Genomic DNA, 21,596 nt, shown 5'->3' on the forward strand with positions numbered 1-21,596 from the left:
ATTAATGTTTATAGTAAATATACATTGTATAAAAATAAGTTATATCTATCATTAAAAATAATTATGATAGATGATTCATTTTAATTCTGAAATGTTGTGGAATAAAAAAACCTAGCATTTATAGATAATACTAGGTTTATAAGATTTTACACTTTATTTACTTATTCTTCATCTTCCGATTTGAGAATTTGGTAGGCAATAATTCCACCAACTAGAGCAACACCGCCTATAAACAATCCAATATTCAAGTTTCTTTGAATTTTTTCAGCTCGCGATAAATAACTTGAACCTATACCGTTTTTAGCAATAAAATCTTCAAGATCGTGAACTTTTGTTTGAAGCTCTCTTAATGTTTTTTCTTTTATAGTTGACATATTGATTAACAGTTTAATTTAAAAAATAGGTTGATGTTATATTTATATTATACCCTGTTTATACATTTTATGTTACAAATAATAATTCTAAAAGCGGAACTATTAAATTATTGATTACATCTTGAATTAGTTTTTTCTTTCTACTTCACCTTCTCCATATTCCTGAGATTTAATTTCTTTTGTTGCTCCTTTCACGAATGTATGACCGCTGCCATAAATTTTAGCATCCAAACTTTCAGATACATTAATTTCTATTGATCCTGAACCATAGAGTGATGATTTGGCAGTTTTAACTTCAAAATTATAAGCATTAATATTTCCAGAACCACTATTCTCAACCGATAAGCTGTTAGAATAGCCCGAAATTTCGAGATTTCCAGAACCAGCAAGCTTCGCACTTAAATTTTTACTTTTAATATCAATATCCATTGATCCAGGTCCTGCAACTAATACTTTTAAATCGTCTGCCGCAATCGAATTTTCAGTAATCAATTTACCATTGCCATTTACAGATAAGGATTTCACGTCTTTAATAGAAACATATACCTTTAATGTGGGGAGTAGTTTTATGTTATCAATTTTCTGCCAAATACTTTTGCTAGCCTTGGATTCATCCTTCTTTATATTAATATGCAGAACACCCTCTTTTACTATGAATTCTGATATTTCATAAATTTCTTTTTCTGCTTTAATTTTTATTTCTTCTTTGTTGGATTGTTTTACATACACAGTGTAAGCCGAATTAACACTTATGCTATTAAATTCTACCAGGTTTATATTATAATTATTAACCTGTGAATATGATGTTGTACTTAACATCATTAACAATAGTAAAATACTAAAACCTAATTTTTTCATCATCATTAAATTTGGTGATACTCAACTAACGAATGAAAACAGGATATCGTTAACAGATGTAGGTAATATTGGTAAATTCAATTATTTCATAGATAAAACATGGATTATATTCAATAAAAAAGGCTTACTGTTAGGTAAGCCTTTAATGTTTTCATGTGATAACTAATGATTATCTAATAACTCGCTCAGGGAATACCACTACTGATTCATTTCCATTTTTATCTACAGCAGCAACTCCAAAATAGAAATTGTCAATTACGATTCCCTCTAAAGTATACTCGTTTACTTTACCAACATATCTGAAGTTATCCCAGGTAGGGGAGGTAGTAAGTCTCCAATAAATTTTATAGCCTACAATATTGTCGTCATCTGTTGCATCCCAGGCTAATTTTGCAGAGGGTTCTACAACTCCACCAATTCCAACATTCTGTGGTGCAGGAGGTGCCCATGCTAAACCAGCCAAGGAAATGGCATTTACTGCAGTTAACTTTTTAGCGTACTTAAAATTAACACCTTCTACAACATCACCATATTCAATTCCATCTTCTACTCTGATGTCCTGATGCTGTCTGTTGTAATTTTCATGTGCTTCCATGATTCTTATGCCTGCAAAACCTAAATCATTAAATGGTCTGTGGTGACCACCTCTTCCAAAACGATCCAAACGGTAGATCATCATTGGATTCATTTCTGGCATATAAGTTTGAGTTTGCTTGTGAACATAGCGAGCTAATTGTCTTGAAATTCCATCAACCTCTCCACCGTAATACCTTCTTAAGGTTCTTTGTCTCTCCGTTTCTGTTTGAGGTACAGGCTCTGAGAATATTCTGAAGGTCCTGTTATCAATAACTCCATCAACGCCTTCAATATTGCCAATCATATCATTGTTTAAGATACCAATGATATTCCATTCATTTTCTTTGGCGTATTCCGCTAAACCAGATCCACCAAATAAGCCTTGCTCTTCACCTGACAGACCAACGTATACAATGCTATTTTTAAATTTATATTTAGAGAGCACTCGGGCTGCTTCTATAGTTCCGGCCATTCCAGAAGCATTATCGTTTGCGCCAGGAGCATCCGTTTCATAGTCCATAGTATTACTTGCTCTGGAATCAATATCACCTGACATTAATACATGGTTGTTAGGATAATCAGTACCTTTTTGGATGGCTACAACATTCACTACCCAAGCGTCTTTGGGAACTCGGCTATTGCCTTCTTTGGTAACGTAATCCTTTTGGTAGAATACCTCTAGGCATCCCCCACATTCTTCTGAAATTTTATCAAATTCAGCTTTCACCCATCTTCGAGCTGCACCAATTCCTCGTGTATTGGATACGGTATCTGAAAAAGTATTTCGAGTACCGAAACCAGCGAGTGTTCTAATGTCACTTTCAATTCTTTCTGCTGAGACAGCCTCTATAATGTCATAATGCCTGGCATCGATTTCTTGAGGTACTTGACTGTAAGCAAAAAAGCATATAGCAAATAGTACTAAAGAGAGTATATATTTCTTCATCTTATTTTTTATTTTTTTATGAATATATCATTAACCAAATTAAAAAGTAAGGAAATTGTTAAGGATGGTTAATCATCTTTGATGAGTGGAGAAGAATTGTAATATAAATGATAGAAATAGGAAGTGAAATATAGTTATAAGATGGGTATATTCAGAAAGCCTACTTCAAACTTCTGACATCTGACTTCAAACTAAAAAAACCTCAGAGCATTAAAGAAATTGCGTGAACCCCGATTATTACAGGATTTGGGCTGCGTACCTGATCAGCCTTCCACTGTTATCCTGAATGCCGTTAAACGGCAAACGAGGTCCCGACTAAAGTCGGGATGAGGCCTGGCTTTACAAGCTTGCTTCACCCGGTATTGTCATACTTGTTAGGTTCACCAAAATTTGTTTAATACCCTGAGGATACTGCAAAATTACAGCTTTGATTTTCCAAACAAGAGGACAATCAGGAAAGTTTTCCACAAGTCGATTTAATTTTGGGAGAGATGCTAGGATCACTGATAATTTACAAATTGAAGTAATAGGTGGTTTCAAAATGAATGAGGTGATCGGTCGTTTCACTTATTAAGTCACTATATCTACTCTGTATCACAAATTGGAATTTTTGCCCTCTTTTGAGTAAACGTCCGATCCCTACAGAAAATCTATTTTCTAATTCGTCTTTCCTTCGGTTGAAAGAATATACTAATTCATTCTTTCCGATAAGATAAAACTCCTTCGGATCGAGACTTTCTCCTTGAAGAGGAAAGTCATTACTAATGGCATAGCGCAACCTTGTTTCATAGCTAGTCGATCGAATGCGTTGTTCAATGCGAAATTTATTTCCTAAACGATAGCCTCCAAAATTAGTGATAAAAGCAAATTGTTGCGTTATTCGATGTTCCCAACCGCTTTCCTGTTCGAAAGGATCAATGGTTCTATACATATAACCTAAACTCAATTTCTTTCCACCTAAAAGGGTATAGGTACCAAATGACTTAACTTCCCAGCGGTCTGTACGAAAATTCTTTTCTCCTTCTCCAAATTCAGTAAGTCGTTGCCTGCCCGAGAGCGATAAATTGTAACTCCAGCGAGAATCTATTTTTTGGGTGAAAGAAAAACCAGGTTCCCAGCGCAGAGAGGGAATGTTTTGCGCTTGACCAAGAAAGGAATAGAAAATAAAAACTAGGAATAGACTTCTAATAAAGTACGTTGTCATCTTGCCTTTTAATTATTCTTTTAATTTCCTCGATCTCTCCCAGATCATTAAAAAGGAATTCAAAAAAGCCTCTTTTCTTATCCTTTTTTACGACCTCTGCTTCTAATTCATATTTAATTGTTAAATCATCTCCATCCATTTCTAAAAACTCTTCAAGAAATTCCTTATCATCGTCAATTTCAAGCCTACCGTTTTCGTATTCTTCCTCTCTGTTATATTGAATTTGTATTCTTCTTAAATGATGCTTTTTATAGTTTGATTGAAAATACGATTTAATACTATGCTGTATTTCCAATGGGAGCTCATCGAAATCTTTTAAGATTTCAATATCAATAAGGCTTCCTTCTTTCGTGAATTTAATGCTTAGCTTTTCTTCTTTGTAAATAGTTTTAACTTCATAAAAGTAGGTAATAGAGTCACCTTCTTTATAAAAATTTAATCGCTCTCCATTTTTTATGATTTGCTTGATTAGTTGAAGGGCTTCTTTTGGAAAGTCTTCTTCTTTTATTCTTTCTTCTGTTTCATATTTTTCACCAATCGAAATTTGACTAAATCCGAGGGAAGACAGCGAAAATAAAAAGCTAAGTATTGTTATATATTTAAAATAAATCTTCATTTAGTCTTTATCTAATAAACGATCCATCTTTCTATTGAATTTTTCAACAAATTCATCGTAATATTTCCCGGTTCCCGGTCCATTAAACCCTGTATGAATACTAACTAAGTCACCATCTTTATTTAAGATAATCATGGTTGGGAATGATATAACTCTATTGAGCATAGGGAGTGTTTTTGAGGCTTCTTCCTTATCGTTAGTGCCTGCAATTAGGAAATCATACTTTACATCATATTTTTTTATCATTCTTTCAACTCTACTTTTCGCATAGTTAAAATCATCTTTTGCTTCATAAGCTAAGCCAATAATTTCAACTCCTCTATCCTTATTTTTATCATACCATTTCGTTAAAAACTTAGTTTCATCCATACAGTTAGGACACCATGTACCAAATAATTGAACAATTACTACCTTGTTTTGATACTTTTCATCTGTCAGACTAACTCTTTCTCCTTCTAGGTTAGGGAAGCTAAAATAGATGTTATCATAGCCTTTTTTTAGGTAGGTTAATGAATCTGGGCTGGGTAGTTTAGCATTACTATTTCTAAAGCCAGTCCAGCTTTCATACCAATCTTTTCCTGAATAAAAATCACCATTCAGAGTACTGTCTTCTTTCATTTCCGCTTCAAATAAAAATGCATGATTACCGTCAAATGTACTAAGCTTCATTTTATTACCTTCAGCAATTCCAACCAGATATCTATAATCCCCTAAAGGCGTTAGAAAAGTACCTTTAATATGCTTACCATCTTGTTTAAATATTCCCACCGCCTCTGTCGTATCTTGTTCTTTAGGTTCTATAAAAGTAACTTCCCATTTTCCGGAAAAATCTTTTGGCTGTTTATCTGAATTAGATTTAAATCTTTCATTGCCTTTATGAAAACTGATAGGAAGCACATAATCTTCTTCATAATGTTTTGTATAAGTTCCATTTAATACATTATTTCCAATGTTTAGGTCAAGAGTGATATCGAAAATATGAAGTGTGATATGTAAAGAGTCATTTTGTTTTTCTATTTCATCCAACACAATTCTTTCCTCTCCATTTATGATGTATGCGATAATTTTAGCACTATCCTTTTCTTGAATCTCCATTTCAAAAGGCATTGTTTTTCCTTGCATACTAATTTCACCAATCCAATTACCAGAAAGGTTTATTTTTTCCTTTTCAGGACTACAAGAAATAGTGAATGCAAATACAAAAAGAATAATGAAAATATTTTTCATATTGAATTTATTAGAAGAAAATGAAATAAAACTGATGCTAAAATAACTGACTTTAGCTCAGGAGACTAAGAAAAAACTAAAACTTTTATTTGTGGATTAAAGATTTGATTTTAAAGCAACTTTGAAATTTGCTCCTTTTCCTTTCTCACTTTCTACCCAAATTCTACCCCCCATTTTATCCACCATGGTTTTTACTATGTATAGACCTAAGCCGGTAGATTCATCAGTGCCGATTGGCTTGGCAGAGAGTTGTTGGTATTTTTTGAAAAGTCTGCTTTTATCATCATCAGATAGTCCTGGTCCTTGATCTTTAACCGAGAAAATGATTTCATCACCTTCTCTAAAGATAGTGTAGTTTATTTGAGTTTCGTTAGGAGAGAACTTAATGGCATTTGATATCAGATTATCAATTATTCGCTTTAAATAAGTTCTGTCTACTTTTATTTCCAGGTTTTGATCTAATAATTGAGTTATAAAGATGATGTTTTTCTTAGCAGAAAGAAGCTCGTAAGGCATTAAGCTGTCATCAACAAATGCTTGCAGGTCAATAATTTCTGGGTTGAATTTTTTCTCATCCAATACCATATTGCCTGTATCTAAGAATCCTTTCACAATTTGTAGTCCATCAGCTACTACTTGCTTGATCAAATTAATTCTTTCAACTTGTTGTTCGCTTAAATTTTCTTGATTATCAGTAAGCAGTAATTGAACTATAGTATAAACTTTTGCAAAAGGTGTTCTTAAATCATGTGTTACCTTTCCTAATATATCATTATTGTCATATTGCTGAATAATTCTTGATTCTTCAGCTTCAAGATCTGTTATGCTTTTAGAACTTGACTTAGATTGGAATTCAGTTAAGTTGGCATTAATCTCATTGTAAGCTACATTTAGTTTTCTGAACAATGAGTTTAATCTTTCATTGGCAAAATATAATTCACTTACATTATCGAATACCCATAATTCGCCTTCTTTACCAGCGATATAGGCATTTTTTCTGATAACTTTTAAAACTGAGTTTTCGAATTTCCAGATCCAATCTTCACCAAAGCTAGAAGGAAGTGCATTTAAACTGATCATATTATTTCCTACAAGCTCAACCTCTTCCCTATTGGTTACTTTAACCTTTAAATCGGCCAGCTTTTTAGAAAATAAATCAGACGAGATATTTTTTTGATTCTTTTCTAAATTAAATACTTCTAAGGCTTCTTTATTAAGCCAGGTGTCTCCATTATTATTTTCTGTGAAAACAATAGCTTGAGGTAAACGATCAAGAATAGTCTCCAATTTCTGGCTTCTAGATTTTTCACTTCTTTCGTTATTTACCAAAAGGATTAACTCTTTTAATCTTTCAGAAATAACAAAAAATGATTTATTATCTTCAGAAGAAAGCTCAAACTCTTTTCTTGCAGAAAAGCCAATATAGATTTCCTTATTTTTTAAGTTAATAGGAAAAATGAGGTGATGCTTATAAAAAAGAAAGGGTTTTGAAATTTCAAGTGTGAAAAAAGGGCTCTTTTTTCTTTCTTTCAATTCTTTATTAAAAGGGATAATTTCCTTTACTAGTGGGTTTTGTAAATCCCATTTTAAGCAATTATCCTTTTTACTTTCTTCAACTACCCAATGTTCATTGGCACAAAACTCCTCAGAAATAAATTGAAGCAAATTGTTTAATGATTTCAAGGGAATGCCATCTGTCTCAACCAATGAACTTTCCTTCATAATTCTAAACAACAAGTCACTTGAAAGCTCAGATGCTATTTCTGCGGTATTTTCTAATTTGTAGGCCATATAAACCGATTATAAAAATGAAATTATTTTTTTTCATCTTTAAAAACAAAGTAAATATACGCTAAAAATCACATTTTATCGAAAAAAACAATTATCAATATTTTTATAATTGCTTGTTTTAGAAAATCATATAATGATAAAGTATGTGTAAGTTTCAGTGAAAATTATTCCAAAATATTAGATTGAATGACTCAAGGGTATTTTCCACTAAGGATATCAGTAAGATAAACTTGTTCTCTTTTTGATTTCTTCTTAGCCAAAAAGATATTCTGATCCTGATCATAATAAATGGATTCGTACTGCTCATCAATCAGATTATTTCCAGCCAAGTTTAAAATTCTAATTGTATTATATTTTTTAACTCTTAAATGATTTTCCTCAACGGTTATATCATCATAGCTTGGGTAACTCAGCATTTTACCATTCTTATTAGCTAGTCCCCATTTCGAAGCTTTTCTTAAAAGGTAAAACCCATTTTCTTTTTTGATTTCGTCATACTCAGCTTCAATGATATAATTTCCTTCCAGGTCAATCACTCCATATTTTCCATTAAAAAGAACATAAGCAGTTTCATTTTCAAAGTCGGATACTTTTTGAAAATAGGGTTGAATTACGATTTCTTCTTGTTTATTAATAAAACCCCATGAATTTCGAATTTTTATGGCTGATCGATTATTAAAAAATGGTCTGACAGAGTCATATCGATTAGCAATTCTTAATATCCCTTCTTCATTTATAAAGCCCCATTGATTATTTTTTTGAATAATCAGGTATTCATCATTTGTGAAAATAATGGTGTCGTAGTCGTTTATCCTAAATAATTCATCTCCAGATTTATTCAGTAATAAGTGTTGGCTATTGTTTTTCAATAGCAATCCTAAATTTCCGTGTCCATTATAAACTCCGTTTTTATAATTCGTAAAAGGATCCCCATTAATTGAGATTAACCGTGACTGATTTTCTGTATTAATTTCAATGCCATATTCATCATAAAAATCATAATAAAGATCGGCTTCATTTTTTTGACTACCGTCTGATATAAATTCCATTAAGTAATTATCTACTAACTTATAATGCGAATCATCAATTGGATAAATTGATTTATATAAAGGTGGTATTATCCAGTTGTTTTCTTTGTCAATAACACCGTATTGATTTTTAAAATTAACTATAAAGTGATTCCCATTCTGACTAATATGATTGTACAATGGGGCAATAACTTCTTGTAAATTATGATTAAAAAGCCCCCAGTAGTTACCTTTTTTTAGTGCTAAATATTGTCCCAATGCATATGCAGAATCTGCTATAATTGATTTTCCTGACTTGTTATAGATGACATTTTCATAACCTTCATAGGTTTTTCTTTGAGCGATAAATAAATCATCCGTCCAGCTTGTTTTAGTACTAAATTTCTTGAGGTGAATTTCACTACTATCTTTGGCTAAAAATATTTGATTAGATTTCTCAAGTATAAATTTCTCTCCGAATACCCCCTTTATTTTAGCATGAAATACTTGGTGGTTCTCATTTCTGACAATATTTGATATTTGAGCAAATGAAGAAGTGTTTTTCACTAATAGGCTATCATTGAGATAGAATACGGAATCAGCATAGAATTTGGACAGTTTTATACCATTGCTTTTGTAAGCAGTCCATTCATCTAAGGGTGTTACATATATCTGTTTTCCCTCATTCCATTCTATCTTTTTATATTCAATGGGTAGTAATAATTTCCCATCTTGCCTAATTAAACCTTGTTTTCCGTTTTTGAATACAACGGCAACCCCATCTTTAAATGTTGAAACACTATCAATATTTGAAAGTAAAAGCTCTGGTTTCGGATTCAACTTAATGAGTTCTTTTGATCCGTTATTTTTAGTAACTATAAAATTATTTTTATTTAAATATTCAATATGGAAATATTTAAAAGGAATTACGGTTTTACCATCTGCATCTAAAACACCAAAATAAATAGTTTGCTTATCCTTATTAGCTGCGATTAAATAATTAGCCGCAGGATAAAGATTTCTATAAATTGATTTAATTTTTGATCGACCATTTGGCTTAATCAAGCCATAAAAAATAACTTTTGAATATTTACTTTTTTCTGCTGTTATAAAAAGGTCATTCGTAAAAGGTGTTAAGCTTTTAAATTGTGGTTTGGTGATAATGTTGAGTTCATTATCCATCAAACCCCATAAATCATTTTGCTGGTATCCTAAAGAATTTCCTATTGCTTTTTTATAACCATTCGACCAGCCGAAATCCTGATATTCTGGTTTAAGTATAATGCTACCCTTTTTATTTTTAATTCCTTTTTTTCCACTTTGAGAAAAAATTTCTAAAGTGCTATCATAAGGGAATTCAGCATAAGCTTGCCCTTGGCTAGCGTATGCAAACAAAGTCCAGGGGATTAAGAAAATATAGAGTAATTTCGTCATAAATAAACTCCAAAATTATAAATCTATAAATACGAAACACATAATATGAATGAAAAGAAAGATTTTTTCGATCAGGTATATCAAGTAGTTCGATTAATCCCTCATGGCAGAGTTACATCATATGGGGCAATAGCTAAATATTTAGGAGCAGCAAAAAGTTCAAGAGTAGTGGGTTATGCTATGAATGCTTCCCATACAATGGATGATATCCCTGCTCACAGAGTTGTAAATCGTAATGGATTATTAACAGGCAAAATGCATTTTGAAACTCCAAATGCTATGCAAAATGCTCTGGAAGCAGAAGGTATTAAAGTTGAAAAAGACCAAATCAAAAATTTCAATAAAATTTTCTGGGATCCATCAATTGAATTGAGCCTGTAGCGAATCTTTTTTTCGTATTAAGAATAACCCAAGGAAGGTTAATAAACCATTCACTACTAGAATTTCAAAACCAAATTTGTAGCCGTAAAGCCAAGCTTCAGAGTTTAAATTGATTATGTAGGATATTATGGGAGACAAGACCGCCACTAATGGAACCCATTTATCTTTTAGACTATATTTCGTGATTAATCCAAATGTAAATAATCCTAAAATAGGACCGTAAGTATATCCAGCGGCCACAAATACTGCAGTGATTACACTTTGATCGTTAATTGCTTTAAAGCCAAGAATTACTAAAAATAATATGACTGAGAAAACTAGGTGAACTCGAATTCTAATTTTCTTTGAAATTGGTTTGTCATTATTACCCAAACCTAGAAAGTCAACACAAAAGGAAGTAGTTAAAGCCGTTAAGGCAGAATCAGCACTAGAATAGGCTGCAGCAGTTATTCCTAATAAAAAAACTATTCCTGCAACTAATGGAAAATGTTCCAAAGCTAATAAAGGATATAAGTCATCCGTTCTTGCTGGTATTGAAATATTCATTTCAGCAGCATATACATACAAAAGTGCACCCATTGACAGGAACATAAAATTTACAATCACCAACACTACACAAAACCAGAACATATTTTTTTGAGCATCTTTCAAGCTTCTGCAGGTTAAGTTTTTTTGCATCATATCCTGATCTAATCCTGTCATTACAATGGCAATAAAAGCCCCGCTAATAAATTGCTTGAAGAAGTTTTGACCACTTTGCCAATCCCAAATAAAAATCTTTGAATAGCCTGAATTGGAAATCTTATCACTTAATTGTAGCCACGATACATCTAAAGCATCTTTTATTAAATAAATACTTATCGCAACGGCTGAAATCATAAATAGAGTTTGTAAAGTGTCAGTCCAAACAATAGTCTTTATCCCACCTCTGAATGTATATAGCCAGATTAAAGCAATGGTTACAGCTACTGTAATAGAAAAAGGCCAATCGTAAGCATCGAAAATTGCTAATTGTAACACTCCAGCAACTAAAAATAATCGGAACGATGAACCTACAATCCTTGATAATAGGAAGAAAAAGGCTCCGCTTTTATAAGAATAGAAGCCAAATCTTTGCTCCAGATAAGTATAAATGCTGATCAGATTTAGTTTGTAGTAGAGTGGTAATAAAACAGTAGCAATTACAAAATAACCCACCAAATATCCCAATACAACTTGAAAATAGGCAAAGGCAGTATTGCCAACTTCACCAGGTACGCTTATAAAGGTAACACCAGATAAAGAAGCTCCAATCATACCAAAAGCCACTAGATACCAAGGGGATTGACGATTAGCTGTGAAAAAAGTTAAATTATCATTATTCTGAGATGTGAAATAGGATATTCCCATCAATACTAAGAAGTATATTGCGATTACAGAAATTACCAATATTGGATTCATGCAAAGGAGTTAAATGTTAATTTTTTAATAAATTAAGGCCTAAATTAGTAATGAATGCTCGTTTTAATGTAACTTTTCATTAATTATTATAAACCGAGTTAAGAATAATAAATCCGAATTTGGTTAAATTTTCGTAAATTTGTGAGTGATAATTCTGAAGATGTAACATTATTTGTTCTATAAAGTTATTGTGACGTGATGAGTGAATTAAAAAGATATTTTCAATTTCAAGAAGATAAAAGAGAAGAGGTAGTAGAAACTACCTCAGATGAGGACATTAATGATTTAGTTGTATACAATGATGATGTGAATACTTTTGAGCATGTCATTAATACTCTTGTCAAAGTTTGCAAGCACACACCTGAGCAAGCTGAACAGTGTACATTATTAGTTCACTATAAAGGCAAATGTGCTGTTAAAAAAGGATCATATGTTGACCTTATTCCTTACAGACAAGGAGTTGTGGATGCTGGAATCAATGCTGAGATAGAATAATATGGAGTTTTCTTCAAAACTGATTGAATCTGCGGTTAATGAATTTTCAAAACTTCCAGGTATAGGAAAAAAAACGGCTTTAAGACTAGTATTACACCTATTAAAACAAGAAGAAAGCTTAACTACTGATATTGCACAGTCATTAATTGACATGCGTCAAAATATCAAATATTGTGAAAAATGCCACAATATCTCTGATGATGAAATTTGCAACATTTGTAAAAGTCATAAAAGAGATACTTCCATAATTTGTTTAGTAGAAGATACTCGAGATGTTTTGGCTATTGAAAACACTTCTCAATACAACGGTTTGTATCATGTTTTAGGTGGTATCATTTCACCTATTGAGGGTGTAGGCCCTGAAGATTTAACCATTGATAGTTTGATGGAAAGAGTTTCTGATAAAGATACCGAAGTAAAAGAAATTATTTTTGGTTTATCACCTACAATGGAAGGAGATACCACTGCTTTTTACATCAGTAAAAAAGTTAAACCTTTAGGAATAAAGACTAGCACTATAGCTAGGGGAATTCCAATTGGCGGTGAATTAGAATACGCTGATGAAATAACTTTGGGAAGAAGTATTGTAAGTAGAACTGCTTACGAATAGCTATTTTACTATGTTTATAAGTTTCTGATATACAGCGCATTAATTCAAGTATTGTGATTTTGGCACAATCATTGGTTAATTCTTCATAACACTAAACATTTAAAGTTATGAAGAAGCACATACTACTTTCGTTAATGTTAGGATTAGGAATTTTCTTTTACTCTAATTCTACCAAGTCTCAAAATTTTCAAATAGTTGCTTCTTTTGGTACAGCACATAATTGGGCAGTTCCGAATGCAATACTATATGAAATAGATTACTATTATCCTTATCATCAGATCGTTCATATCAATAGAGAAAGAAGAGGAAGAAATCTATTCTTCAATGTATTGTTAGAAAGAAGGGGCCGATTTGTGGAAGTGTTTTTCAATAGAAACGCTGTGATTTTGGATATCAACCACTTTATAAATTATCCTTTAGTTCAACATATCTGTACAGGTCATTGTGGTTTCCACGGTAATTTTTATAGAAACTATAGAGTAGCTTGTAATCATAGAGGTCATGGGCATGGACACGTAAACCACCTAGGTCATAACCACATAGCGTATAGAAGTAATAGAAATTATAATTCCTATGCTGCTAGAAGTAGTGCTGGTAATAGACAGGTTTATAGAAGTCATCCAAATAATAGAGGAGGTCATGGTCATAATAAGTATAAAAATGACAATAGGGGAAACTCTAGAGAGTATAATAGAGGTAATAACAGATCATCTCATAGTAGAAATGAGGTAGTTATGAATTCTAGAAGTAGAAATTCGAACATTTCAAATAGAAATGGGAAAGGTTCATCAGTGAAGCCAAGAAGTAATAACGCTGGATCGAATAATGCCAGGTATTCTTCAAGAAGCTCCAGCTCCTCTAATAGTAGTAGAGGATCAAGCTCAGTAGCAATGGTAAGAAACAGACCAAATAAATAATCAAAAGAGCCACCTGATTTGAATTAGGTGGCTCTTTTTAATCCTTTAATTCTGGGTATTTATTTTCAAGATGGTTTCTCAAATTAACCAATAATTCAAGCACTAATGCTGTAGTTACTGCATCAGATTTCCAATGAAGAACATCCCGCACCACAGTTCCACCAGAAAAAAACACTCCACCTGTCCAATGAATCTCATTGTCAGTTTCAATTGATTTTGAAAGTATAGAATCTAATCCGGCTACAATAGCCTTTTCAGATTTTGCAGAATTTAAACCACCAGAATTTAAAAGAGCACTTACTGCATAAATGGTAGATTGCAAACTGTCTCCTTTGTTAATACCACTTCTAGATACCCAATGACCGTTTTCTTCAAATTCTTGTAGAATAAACTTCTCAACAATTTTACTGCTTTTCTCAAGTTCTTTAACTCCTGAATGATAAGCTTTAGTAACATAATACGGAATATGAAATTGGTTTGGATAATACACTGCTTTATAATCAAATTTTTCTTTCAAAATTTGATCTTCCACAAATGCAGCGGAATAGTGTTTCACTAAACTTTCATTATTATCATATAGGCTAAACATTCTTAAAATATTCATATTTACCACAATATCAATATCATTACTTCCGTATGGAATATAAGGTTCGCCTGCATGAGGATACATTTTACTTAGTGGGGTTAACAAAGAAATCTGATGTAAAAATTCACGAAGTATATTCCAAGGTCGTGTTTCAGAATGTTCTTCTCCAAACCAAGTCAAATAGGCTTTAGTGTTTATTCCTTGTCCTTGCCATACGTTATACCAGTTTCGGTTATTCCTATTGTAATCAATATATTGGTCAAATATTTTATGTATATCATTTAAGCTGTCTGGTATATTTTGATCATTTATTTTATTCTGATAATAAATAGCCATTAGTCCGGCAGCTGTATCATCTGCATCATCTGCTACATTTGCTGCTTTTTGAATGTACCTAACGGGTAATGAAAAATTGTTTGGTCTCCTTACATACTCAATTTCTTTATTCTTTCTATAGCTTTTTAAATCAGGTAGTTCGTTCCAGAAGTTGAAAGTATATCCTGTTTTATAAGCTAAAATCCTCTGGAAAGCTAAATCTAGCATTAATGGAATTTGCTCATATTCTGGATAATTCAAATAAATTTCAGCTAGAATATTGTGAATAGTAGCCGTTGAGAAGCAATTAGAGTCATAAGCACTAGTTTCATTTCCTAACATCGGAAACCAAAAGTTCATACTCATTTGTGTTTCCCATTCACCTTTAAACTTAAAGATTGAATCGTTTTCTTTTAGTTGACTACTTTTTAAGTAGTTTAATGACTTTGAAATGTAATTAGTTGTTTTCTTATGAAGCTCATTTGCATAACTGTTATTTATCTGACTAAAAGTAGATATACTAAAAAATAGATAAAAACTAATGAGTAGAGTAAACCTCATAATCTTTCTAAAAATGAATAAATGATAGTAGGTTGAATTAGTAATTTTTAAAATTAGTTATAAAAAAACCTCTTGAGTAATCAAGAGGCTTAATTTTATTGAAATCAACCGTAATATTAATCTCCTAGTTTTAAAGTAAGAACAGGTCTTTTTGAATGGTTCACCACATCTTCAGCTATACTGCCGCTTAATAAATGCATTAAACCTTTTCTACCATGTGTTCCCATTGCTATTAAATCGATATTATTTTCTTTTGCAAACTCAAGAATACCTTCCTCTTCATTAATACCATTATGGATATGCTTTTCGGCTTCTAATCCATTATTTTTCATATACTCATCCATTCTTTTGTTAGTATTAGTACTAGATTCAAAATTATTAGGAGTATTTACTTTTAATAAATGGATTTTAGCATAGGATAGCTTTGCAATTTCTTTGAGCTTATTCGCTAATTCTTTATCATCGTTTTTCAAAGAGCTTGCAAATACAATATTATCAATACTAGCTAAGCTGATTTCTTCTTTTAATGTAAGTACTGGGCATTTTGCATTTCTTACTACTTTCTCAGCATTGGAACCAATAAGTATTTCATCAACACCGCTGCTACCACTAGTACCCATAATAATCATGTCTGGATTGTGTTCATTTACGATTGAAGAAATATTATAGAATGTATTACCTGCTTCTAATTTAGCATGAACATTTAACCCTTCAAGAATTTCATCATCCTTTAGCGCATGAAGTTTCTTTTTGCCCAATTCAATCATTTTCATAATATACACCCCTTCCATACCATCAGCATGATTAGCTTCTCCAGTTGTATTGAATGATTGTTGACCTGGTATTTCCACTACATGAAGTAAAATAAGTTCAGCATCTGTCTTTTTTGCGATCTCAGTAGCTAGCTTCAATGCATATTTAGCCTGATCTGAAAAGTCGGTTGGTACCAGTATTTTTTTCATAGTGATATAGTTTTCAATTATTGTTCATTTGAATATACGAATCTTATTATAAAATGATGAGAAAAGCACTATAAAATGTGAATTATAAGCCTAATATCGATAATCCAAATAAAACTACGAATAACAAGGTGCTGAGTGACAATTGCTTTAATTGCGGGTCAAATTTTGATGAACTGTCAGCTTGCATCATTTCTTGAAGATGTTTCCCAAAAAAGAAAAATGCAGGAGCTAGTAAAAAAATACTTCTTATTTTGTCCTGAAAAACTAGAAATATAATAGTACTTAAACATCCTAAAGAAATAAGTGCAATATGGTATCGAAGTGCCTTTTGCTTACCGATTCTTACTGGTATACTGTTTTTTCCTGCTAGTTTATCTGATTTTATATCTCTAATGTTGTTTACATTCAGAACACCAGTTGCAAAGAATCCGCAACTTATAGCTGGCAAAAGAATAAAAGGTTCGAAACTTTCAGCATGTAAAAAATAAGTTCCGCAAACCCCTAAAAGCCCAAAAAATATTAATACTGATATATCACCTAAACCGCTGTAACCATAAGGTCTTTTTCCATTAGTGTAGGCAATAGCAGCAGCTATAGCGGCTAATCCAAAACCTAAGAATACATAAAAAGTAGTGCTACCGATTCCAACAGCGTAATGTAAAAGTAGTATACCACTGGTAAAAGATAGGATGACAAAAACAATGATAGAATTAAACATTGCTTTTGATGAAATACTCCCTCTTTGCACACTTCTTTGAGGCCCTTCTCTATGCTCACTATCGGCTCCATGAATACTATCACCATAATCATTAGCCAAATTTGAAAGGATTTGTAAAAATAGGGTGGTAGTTAAACTTAGTATACACACGGCTAGGTTGAATTCACCAAAGTAAGCAGCTAAAAAACTACCCATTCCAATACAAGACAAGGCTAAGGGAAGAGTTCTTAACCTAAATGCTTCTATCCAATTTTTAATCATTTTATAATTTTTCAGCTATCTCACCAGGATTAACTGAAGACGGGTAAAAACTGATTTCTTCTCCATCTTCCGAAACTAAATATTTACAGAAATTCCAGTTTGGTTCTTTCCCAGTTTTCTCTTTTAAAAGTTTATATAGTGGATGCTGTTTAGGGCCAATTGCATTTATTTTTGCAAACATTTGAAAGCTTACTCCATAATTTTTTTCACAAAATTGAGCTATTTCCTGATTTGAGCCTGGTTCCTGACCACCGAAGTTATTAGCCGGAAAGCCTAGAATTTCAATTTGATCTCCAAAGTTTTCATGCAATTCTTGTAAATCAGCATATTGTGGAGTATACCCGCATTCACTGGCTGTATTTACTATTAGTAATTTCTTACCTTTATATTTTGAGAAATCTATTTTTTCACCTTCTAAAGATTCTATTTGAAAATCGTATATCGACATATTGTTTTGTTTTAATGATGTTAAACTAATCAGACTCACAAAAAGAAACAGAAAATAGAAAGCTTTGTTCATGTCATTAAAATTAACTTTTTATCAATAATCTACATTTTTTGAGGAACCTCTATTCCTAATAAATTCATTGCTTTTTCTATGGTTTCAGCCACAATTTTAGAGAAAGCAATTCTAAAAGCTAAAGCGTCCTGATCTGATTCATTAAAAATTGAAACTTCAGAATAGAATTTATTATAAGCTTTAGCTACTTCATATACATAGTTTGCAATAATTGATGGTGCATATTCTTTAGCGGCCTCATCAACTTTTGCAGGAAAATCAACTATAAGTTGTAATACATTTCTTTCAGTAGGTTCTAATGAATCCCTTTTTTCGCTAACCTCAGGCGTTACTTCTAGCTGATTGGCTTTTCTTAAGATGGCACAGATTCTTGCGTGAACGTATTGAATAAAAGGCCCGGTATTTCCCTGAAAATCAATTGATTCTTCAGGATTGAACATCATTCTTTTTACAGGGTCTACCTTTAATAAGTAATACTTCAATGCCCCCAAACCTAGCTGTCTGTAAAGTTCTTCTGCTTCTTCTTTATTGAAGCCATCAATTTTACCTAACTCGTCAGTTCTGCTTTTGGCAGTAGCAAACATATCTTCCATCAAATCATCAGCATCCACCACTGTTCCTTCTCTTGACTTCATTTTACCGGTTGGTAAATCAACCATACCGTATGATAAATGGTAACAGCTTTTCGCCCACTCGTATCCTAATTTATCTAGAATAATGAAGAGTACTTTGAAGTGATATTCCTGCTCGTTTCCTACTGTATAGATTTGCTGCTCAATTTTAGGGAATTCTCTGTATCTAAGAATTGCAGTTCCAATATCTTGAGTCATATAAACAGAAGTCCCGTCTTTTCTTAATAGCAGTTTTTCATCTAGTCCATCCTCAGTAAGATCAATCCAAACTGAACCATCTTCTTTTTTATAAGCAATGCCTTCCTCAACTGCTCTTAATACTTCATCCTTACCTAAAGAAAATGTCTCTGATTCATAGTATAGTTTATCAAAATCAACTCCCATGGTTTTATAAGTATTTTCAAATCCTTTATAAACCCATGAGTTCATCTTTTCCCATAGTGCATAAGTTTCGGGCTCTTTTTGCTCCCATTTCAAAAGCATTTCTTGCGCCTCTTTCATGATTGGGGCTTCTTTTTCAGCTTCTTCTTTTGATTTGCCAGCTTCAACTAGTTCTTTGATCTGCTCTTTATATTTTTGATCAAATATGACATAATATTTACCTACCAACTTATCACCTTTCATCCCGCTCGACTCTGGTGTTTCCCCTTCACCAAATTTTTGCCAGGCAACCATTGACTTGCAGATGTGGATGCCTCGGTCGTTTATGATTTGTACTTTATGGACTTTATTACCATTTGCCTTAAGGATTTGAGAGACAGAATACCCTAGGAAATTATTTCTTAAATGACCTAAATGCAATGGTTTGTTCGTGTTTGGCGATGAATATTCAACCATCACTTCTCTTCCAGTAGGAGCGGTAAAGCCATAATTTTCCGTTTTCAGAATATGATCAGCTATCTGTAGCCATACTTTGTCCGCAACAACAATATTTAAAAAACCTTTAACAACATTGAAATCACTAACTAATTCAGAATTTGACTTTAAATATTCACCTATTTTTTCAGCAGTTTGCTCAGGTTTTAGTTTTGAAAATCTAGCTAATGGAAAGCAAACTAAAGTGTGGCTTCCATCAAATTCCTTTCGAGTAGGTTGTATTTGTACTGATGTTTCATCCAAATCGTGATCGAAAAGAGATTTGAATGCTTTTATAGATAGGGATTTAAGTTCTTCTGATAAATTCAACATATTGTTACTGTTTGTGCTATTTTAGAATTGATAAATTAAGATCTAGGTAAGAATACTTCAGCCATCATACAGCGGGCACTTCCACCTCCTAAAGCTTCAATTGTATCAAGCGAACTACTTATGATTTCACAATAATTCTCAATCCTATTAATTTGATCCTCCGTTAAAGATTGATGTGCAGCATTTGACATGATAAGATACGGCTTACCATCAGTACCGTTTACTTGAAGCATATTTCCAGCAAAATGATGTTTTTGATCTTCGGTAATCTCAATGATTTCTTTATCCGTCTTTTCCAGGCTGTCAATTACTGCTTTTTTCTCACTCATATCATCTATAGAATCCGCACATAAAATTGCAAAGTCGTTTGCGACACACATCATCACATTCGTATGATATATTGGTAATCTTTTACCTTCAACCGTTTGATTAGCAGTGAATTTTACAGCCTTATATCCAAATTTATCACAAAAAGCATCTAATACTTTCTCATTTGTTCTTGTTGAAATAGCAGCATAAGCAATTTTATTCGGCCTATCCAAAATCATGCTTCCGGTTCCTTCCAGAAACAGTGAGTCATTTTCAAAAGAAGATAGATCAATAATTTCGCTGATTTTCAGACCTTCATCATTTTTTAACTTATCCAGAATATCCTCTCTTCTTTCCAGCCTTCTGTTTTCAGCATACATTGGATATAAGCCTACTTTTCCATCTTCGTGGAATGACACCCAGTTATTAGGAAATATGGAGTCAGGCGTGCTTGGATCTGGAGTATCATCAATTACAATAACATTGATGTTTTTACTTTTCAGCTTATTCACAAAGCTTTCAAACTCTTCAGCAGCTTTTGCTTGTATTTCTGTAGCAGATAAGCCTTCTATAGCTTTTTGATAATAATTATTAACTGCAGTTTGCTCGTTAAATCGAAACTGAACAGGTCTTATCATCATTAGGGTATCGGTACTTTGTTGGCTATTCATGTTTAATCTGTTTAGAAATATGATCTTATTTTTCTCTTTCTAATGGTAAAGTGGAACATCTTAACAAACCTTCCATTTTAGAAATTTCAGCATAAGGAACTAATTCCACCGTAAAGCCTTTTTCTTCTAAAATCTTTGCTAAACGAGTGAAGTTCTTTTCTAATACTATCACTTTTGGACTGATAGAGAAGACATTTGAATTCATTTCATACATTTCATCTCTTGTAATATGAATTAAATTTTCTTCTCCAAAATAATCTTTTAGATAGTTATAGTCTTCTTCAAACTTAAACCCATCTTTATAAATTATGGCTTGATTATTACCTATAGGTTGAAAGCAGCAATCTAAATGCAAAGCATTGTCTTTTGCTACTTCATCCGATTTATTCAGTTGAAATCCTTTTACTTTTTTATTATGGAATTCATTTGTTAAGAAATCTAAGCCCGCTTTGTTAGTGCGTGCAACTATATATTTCTCGAAATCTTCTTTTTCGGAATATCCTACAAAAATGTGATCATTCCATGGCATTACATCTCCGCCCTCAACTCTAACATCTTCAGGCACGGAAACGATTTGGGCTGGATTTATTTTATCTAAAATATATTGAATTCCTTTAATTTCTTCTTTTCTGTCTTTAAGAATTCTAGGTTTAATGAATTTATCTTCAATCACAAACCCAATATCTCTGGAGAAAATCTGATTATAGTTCTCGATTATTTCAGGTCGGTAAACTTTTACATTATGTTTTTCCAGAACCTTTGCAAATGCCTCCATTTCTGCAACCATATCCGCTTCTTTCGGATAGGTGCCAGCAGCTATATGTTCTTTTGATTTTGGATCATAAGCATCATCTAAATCGGGTGTATCGCCAATACCTTTAGCAGTGCCTAAAATAACTGTCTTTAAAGGAGCAGTTTCATCATTTACATATACATTTATCATAAAAAATTATTCAATTATTTAATTGAAAAAGATCAGAGATTCTGAGCTAAAATT

The 21,596-nt window shown here is 32.3% G+C and carries 20 protein-coding genes; 4 read left to right on the top strand and 16 right to left on the bottom strand.

The annotated features are described in order from the left end of the window. Nucleotides 1–161 precede the first annotated feature (161 nt). The 8 genes from QYS48_RS09630 to QYS48_RS09665 form a co-directional block, all read right to left on the bottom strand. Entirely contained in the window at nt 162–374 is a 213-nt protein-coding gene (locus QYS48_RS09630; RefSeq protein WP_302102145.1) for a hypothetical protein, read from the bottom strand. A gap of 126 nt (nt 375–500) precedes the next feature. Beyond that, the gene (locus QYS48_RS09635; RefSeq protein ID WP_302102144.1) at nt 501–1,238 is read right to left on the bottom strand and encodes a head GIN domain-containing protein; all 738 of its coding nucleotides are present in this window, start codon (nt 1,236–1,238) and stop codon (nt 501–503) included. A 163-nt stretch (nt 1,239–1,401) separates the two neighbouring features. Beyond that, entirely contained in the window at nt 1,402–2,754 is a 1,353-nt protein-coding gene (locus QYS48_RS09640) for a M28 family peptidase (RefSeq protein WP_308355723.1), read from the bottom strand. Nucleotides 2,755–3,265: 511 nt separating this feature from the next. Beyond that, on the bottom strand, nt 3,266–3,958 hold the full coding sequence (locus QYS48_RS09645) for a DUF2490 domain-containing protein (RefSeq protein ID WP_308355724.1): 693 nt from the start codon (nt 3,956–3,958) through the stop codon (nt 3,266–3,268). After that, nucleotides 3,939–4,574 (bottom strand): hypothetical protein, encoded by a 636-nt coding sequence (locus tag QYS48_RS09650; RefSeq protein ID WP_308355725.1) that lies wholly within the window; start codon nt 4,572–4,574, stop codon nt 3,939–3,941. Before QYS48_RS09650 ends, QYS48_RS09645 begins: the two co-directional genes overlap by 20 nt. Continuing rightward, a complete protein-coding gene (locus QYS48_RS09655) occupies nt 4,575–5,801 on the bottom strand; it encodes a TlpA disulfide reductase family protein (RefSeq protein WP_308355726.1) in 1,227 nt (408 codons plus the stop codon). A 96-nt stretch (nt 5,802–5,897) separates the two neighbouring features. Continuing rightward, the gene (locus QYS48_RS09660; protein ID WP_308355727.1) at nt 5,898–7,592 is read right to left on the bottom strand and encodes a HAMP domain-containing sensor histidine kinase; all 1,695 of its coding nucleotides are present in this window, start codon (nt 7,590–7,592) and stop codon (nt 5,898–5,900) included. 191 nt (nt 7,593–7,783) lie between these two features. After that, nucleotides 7,784–10,033, bottom strand: a complete 2,250-nt coding sequence (locus tag QYS48_RS09665; protein WP_308355728.1) for a WG repeat-containing protein — start codon at nt 10,031–10,033, stop codon at nt 7,784–7,786. A 45-nt stretch (nt 10,034–10,078) separates the two neighbouring features. Here QYS48_RS09665 and QYS48_RS09670 point away from each other — a divergent pair, with 45 nt between their 5' ends. Continuing rightward, nucleotides 10,079–10,414 carry an MGMT family protein gene (locus QYS48_RS09670; RefSeq protein WP_302102132.1) on the top strand — a complete coding sequence of 112 codons (336 nt, stop codon included), beginning with the start codon at nt 10,079–10,081 and terminating at the stop codon, nt 10,412–10,414. Here the strand turns inward: QYS48_RS09670 and QYS48_RS09675 are convergent. Next, on the bottom strand, nt 10,394–11,854 hold the full coding sequence (locus QYS48_RS09675; RefSeq protein WP_308355729.1) for a sodium:solute symporter: 1,461 nt from the start codon (nt 11,852–11,854) through the stop codon (nt 10,394–10,396). The genes QYS48_RS09670 and QYS48_RS09675 overlap by 21 nt on opposite strands. A gap of 198 nt (nt 11,855–12,052) precedes the next feature. Here QYS48_RS09675 and QYS48_RS09680 point away from each other — a divergent pair, with 198 nt between their 5' ends. The 3 genes from QYS48_RS09680 (at nt 12,053) to QYS48_RS09690 (ending at nt 13,876) form a co-directional block, all read left to right on the top strand. After that, nucleotides 12,053–12,349, top strand: a complete 297-nt coding sequence (locus QYS48_RS09680) for an ATP-dependent Clp protease adaptor ClpS (RefSeq protein WP_302122854.1) — start codon at nt 12,053–12,055, stop codon at nt 12,347–12,349. Nucleotide 12,350: 1 nt separating this feature from the next. After that, nucleotides 12,351–12,959: a recombination mediator RecR gene (gene recR / locus QYS48_RS09685; RefSeq protein WP_308355730.1), complete on the top strand. Its 609-nt coding sequence runs from the start codon at nt 12,351–12,353 to the stop codon at nt 12,957–12,959. A gap of 107 nt (nt 12,960–13,066) precedes the next feature. Then, nucleotides 13,067–13,876: a hypothetical protein gene (locus QYS48_RS09690; RefSeq protein ID WP_308355731.1), complete on the top strand. Its 810-nt coding sequence runs from the start codon at nt 13,067–13,069 to the stop codon at nt 13,874–13,876. 37 nt (nt 13,877–13,913) lie between these two features. Here the strand turns inward: QYS48_RS09690 and QYS48_RS09695 are convergent, their stop codons facing one another. The 7 genes from QYS48_RS09695 to QYS48_RS09725 all read right to left on the bottom strand — a co-directional run bounded on the left by QYS48_RS09695 (nt 13,914) and on the right by QYS48_RS09725 (nt 21,542). Further along, nucleotides 13,914–15,338 (bottom strand): hypothetical protein, encoded by a 1,425-nt coding sequence (locus QYS48_RS09695; RefSeq protein WP_308355732.1) that lies wholly within the window; start codon nt 15,336–15,338, stop codon nt 13,914–13,916. 116 nt (nt 15,339–15,454) lie between these two features. Further along, entirely contained in the window at nt 15,455–16,300 is an 846-nt protein-coding gene (locus QYS48_RS09700; RefSeq protein ID WP_308355733.1) for a universal stress protein, read from the bottom strand. Between the two features lie 82 nt (nt 16,301–16,382). After that, a complete protein-coding gene (locus QYS48_RS09705) occupies nt 16,383–17,279 on the bottom strand; it encodes a 1,4-dihydroxy-2-naphthoate polyprenyltransferase (RefSeq protein ID WP_308355734.1) in 897 nt (298 codons plus the stop codon). Between the two features lies 1 nt (nt 17,280). Then, nucleotides 17,281–17,727 carry a glutathione peroxidase gene (locus QYS48_RS09710; protein ID WP_302104042.1) on the bottom strand — a complete coding sequence of 149 codons (447 nt, stop codon included), beginning with the start codon at nt 17,725–17,727 and terminating at the stop codon, nt 17,281–17,283. Between the two features lie 101 nt (nt 17,728–17,828). Next, the gene (argS, locus tag QYS48_RS09715) at nt 17,829–19,619 is read right to left on the bottom strand and encodes an arginine--tRNA ligase (RefSeq protein WP_308355735.1); all 1,791 of its coding nucleotides are present in this window, start codon (nt 19,617–19,619) and stop codon (nt 17,829–17,831) included. A 35-nt stretch (nt 19,620–19,654) separates the two neighbouring features. Further along, complete coding sequence (gene ctlX / locus QYS48_RS09720) at nt 19,655–20,599, bottom strand: citrulline utilization hydrolase CtlX (RefSeq protein ID WP_308355736.1); 945 nt, start codon at nt 20,597–20,599, stop codon at nt 19,655–19,657. 25 nt (nt 20,600–20,624) lie between these two features. Next, nucleotides 20,625–21,542 (bottom strand): dimethylarginine dimethylaminohydrolase family protein, encoded by a 918-nt coding sequence (locus QYS48_RS09725; protein WP_302102121.1) that lies wholly within the window; start codon nt 21,540–21,542, stop codon nt 20,625–20,627. Between the last annotated feature and the right edge of the window lie 54 nt (nt 21,543–21,596).

The sequence above is a fragment of the Marivirga arenosa genome, assembly GCF_030503895.2.
Classification (GTDB): domain Bacteria; phylum Bacteroidota; class Bacteroidia; order Cytophagales; family Cyclobacteriaceae; genus Marivirga; species Marivirga arenosa.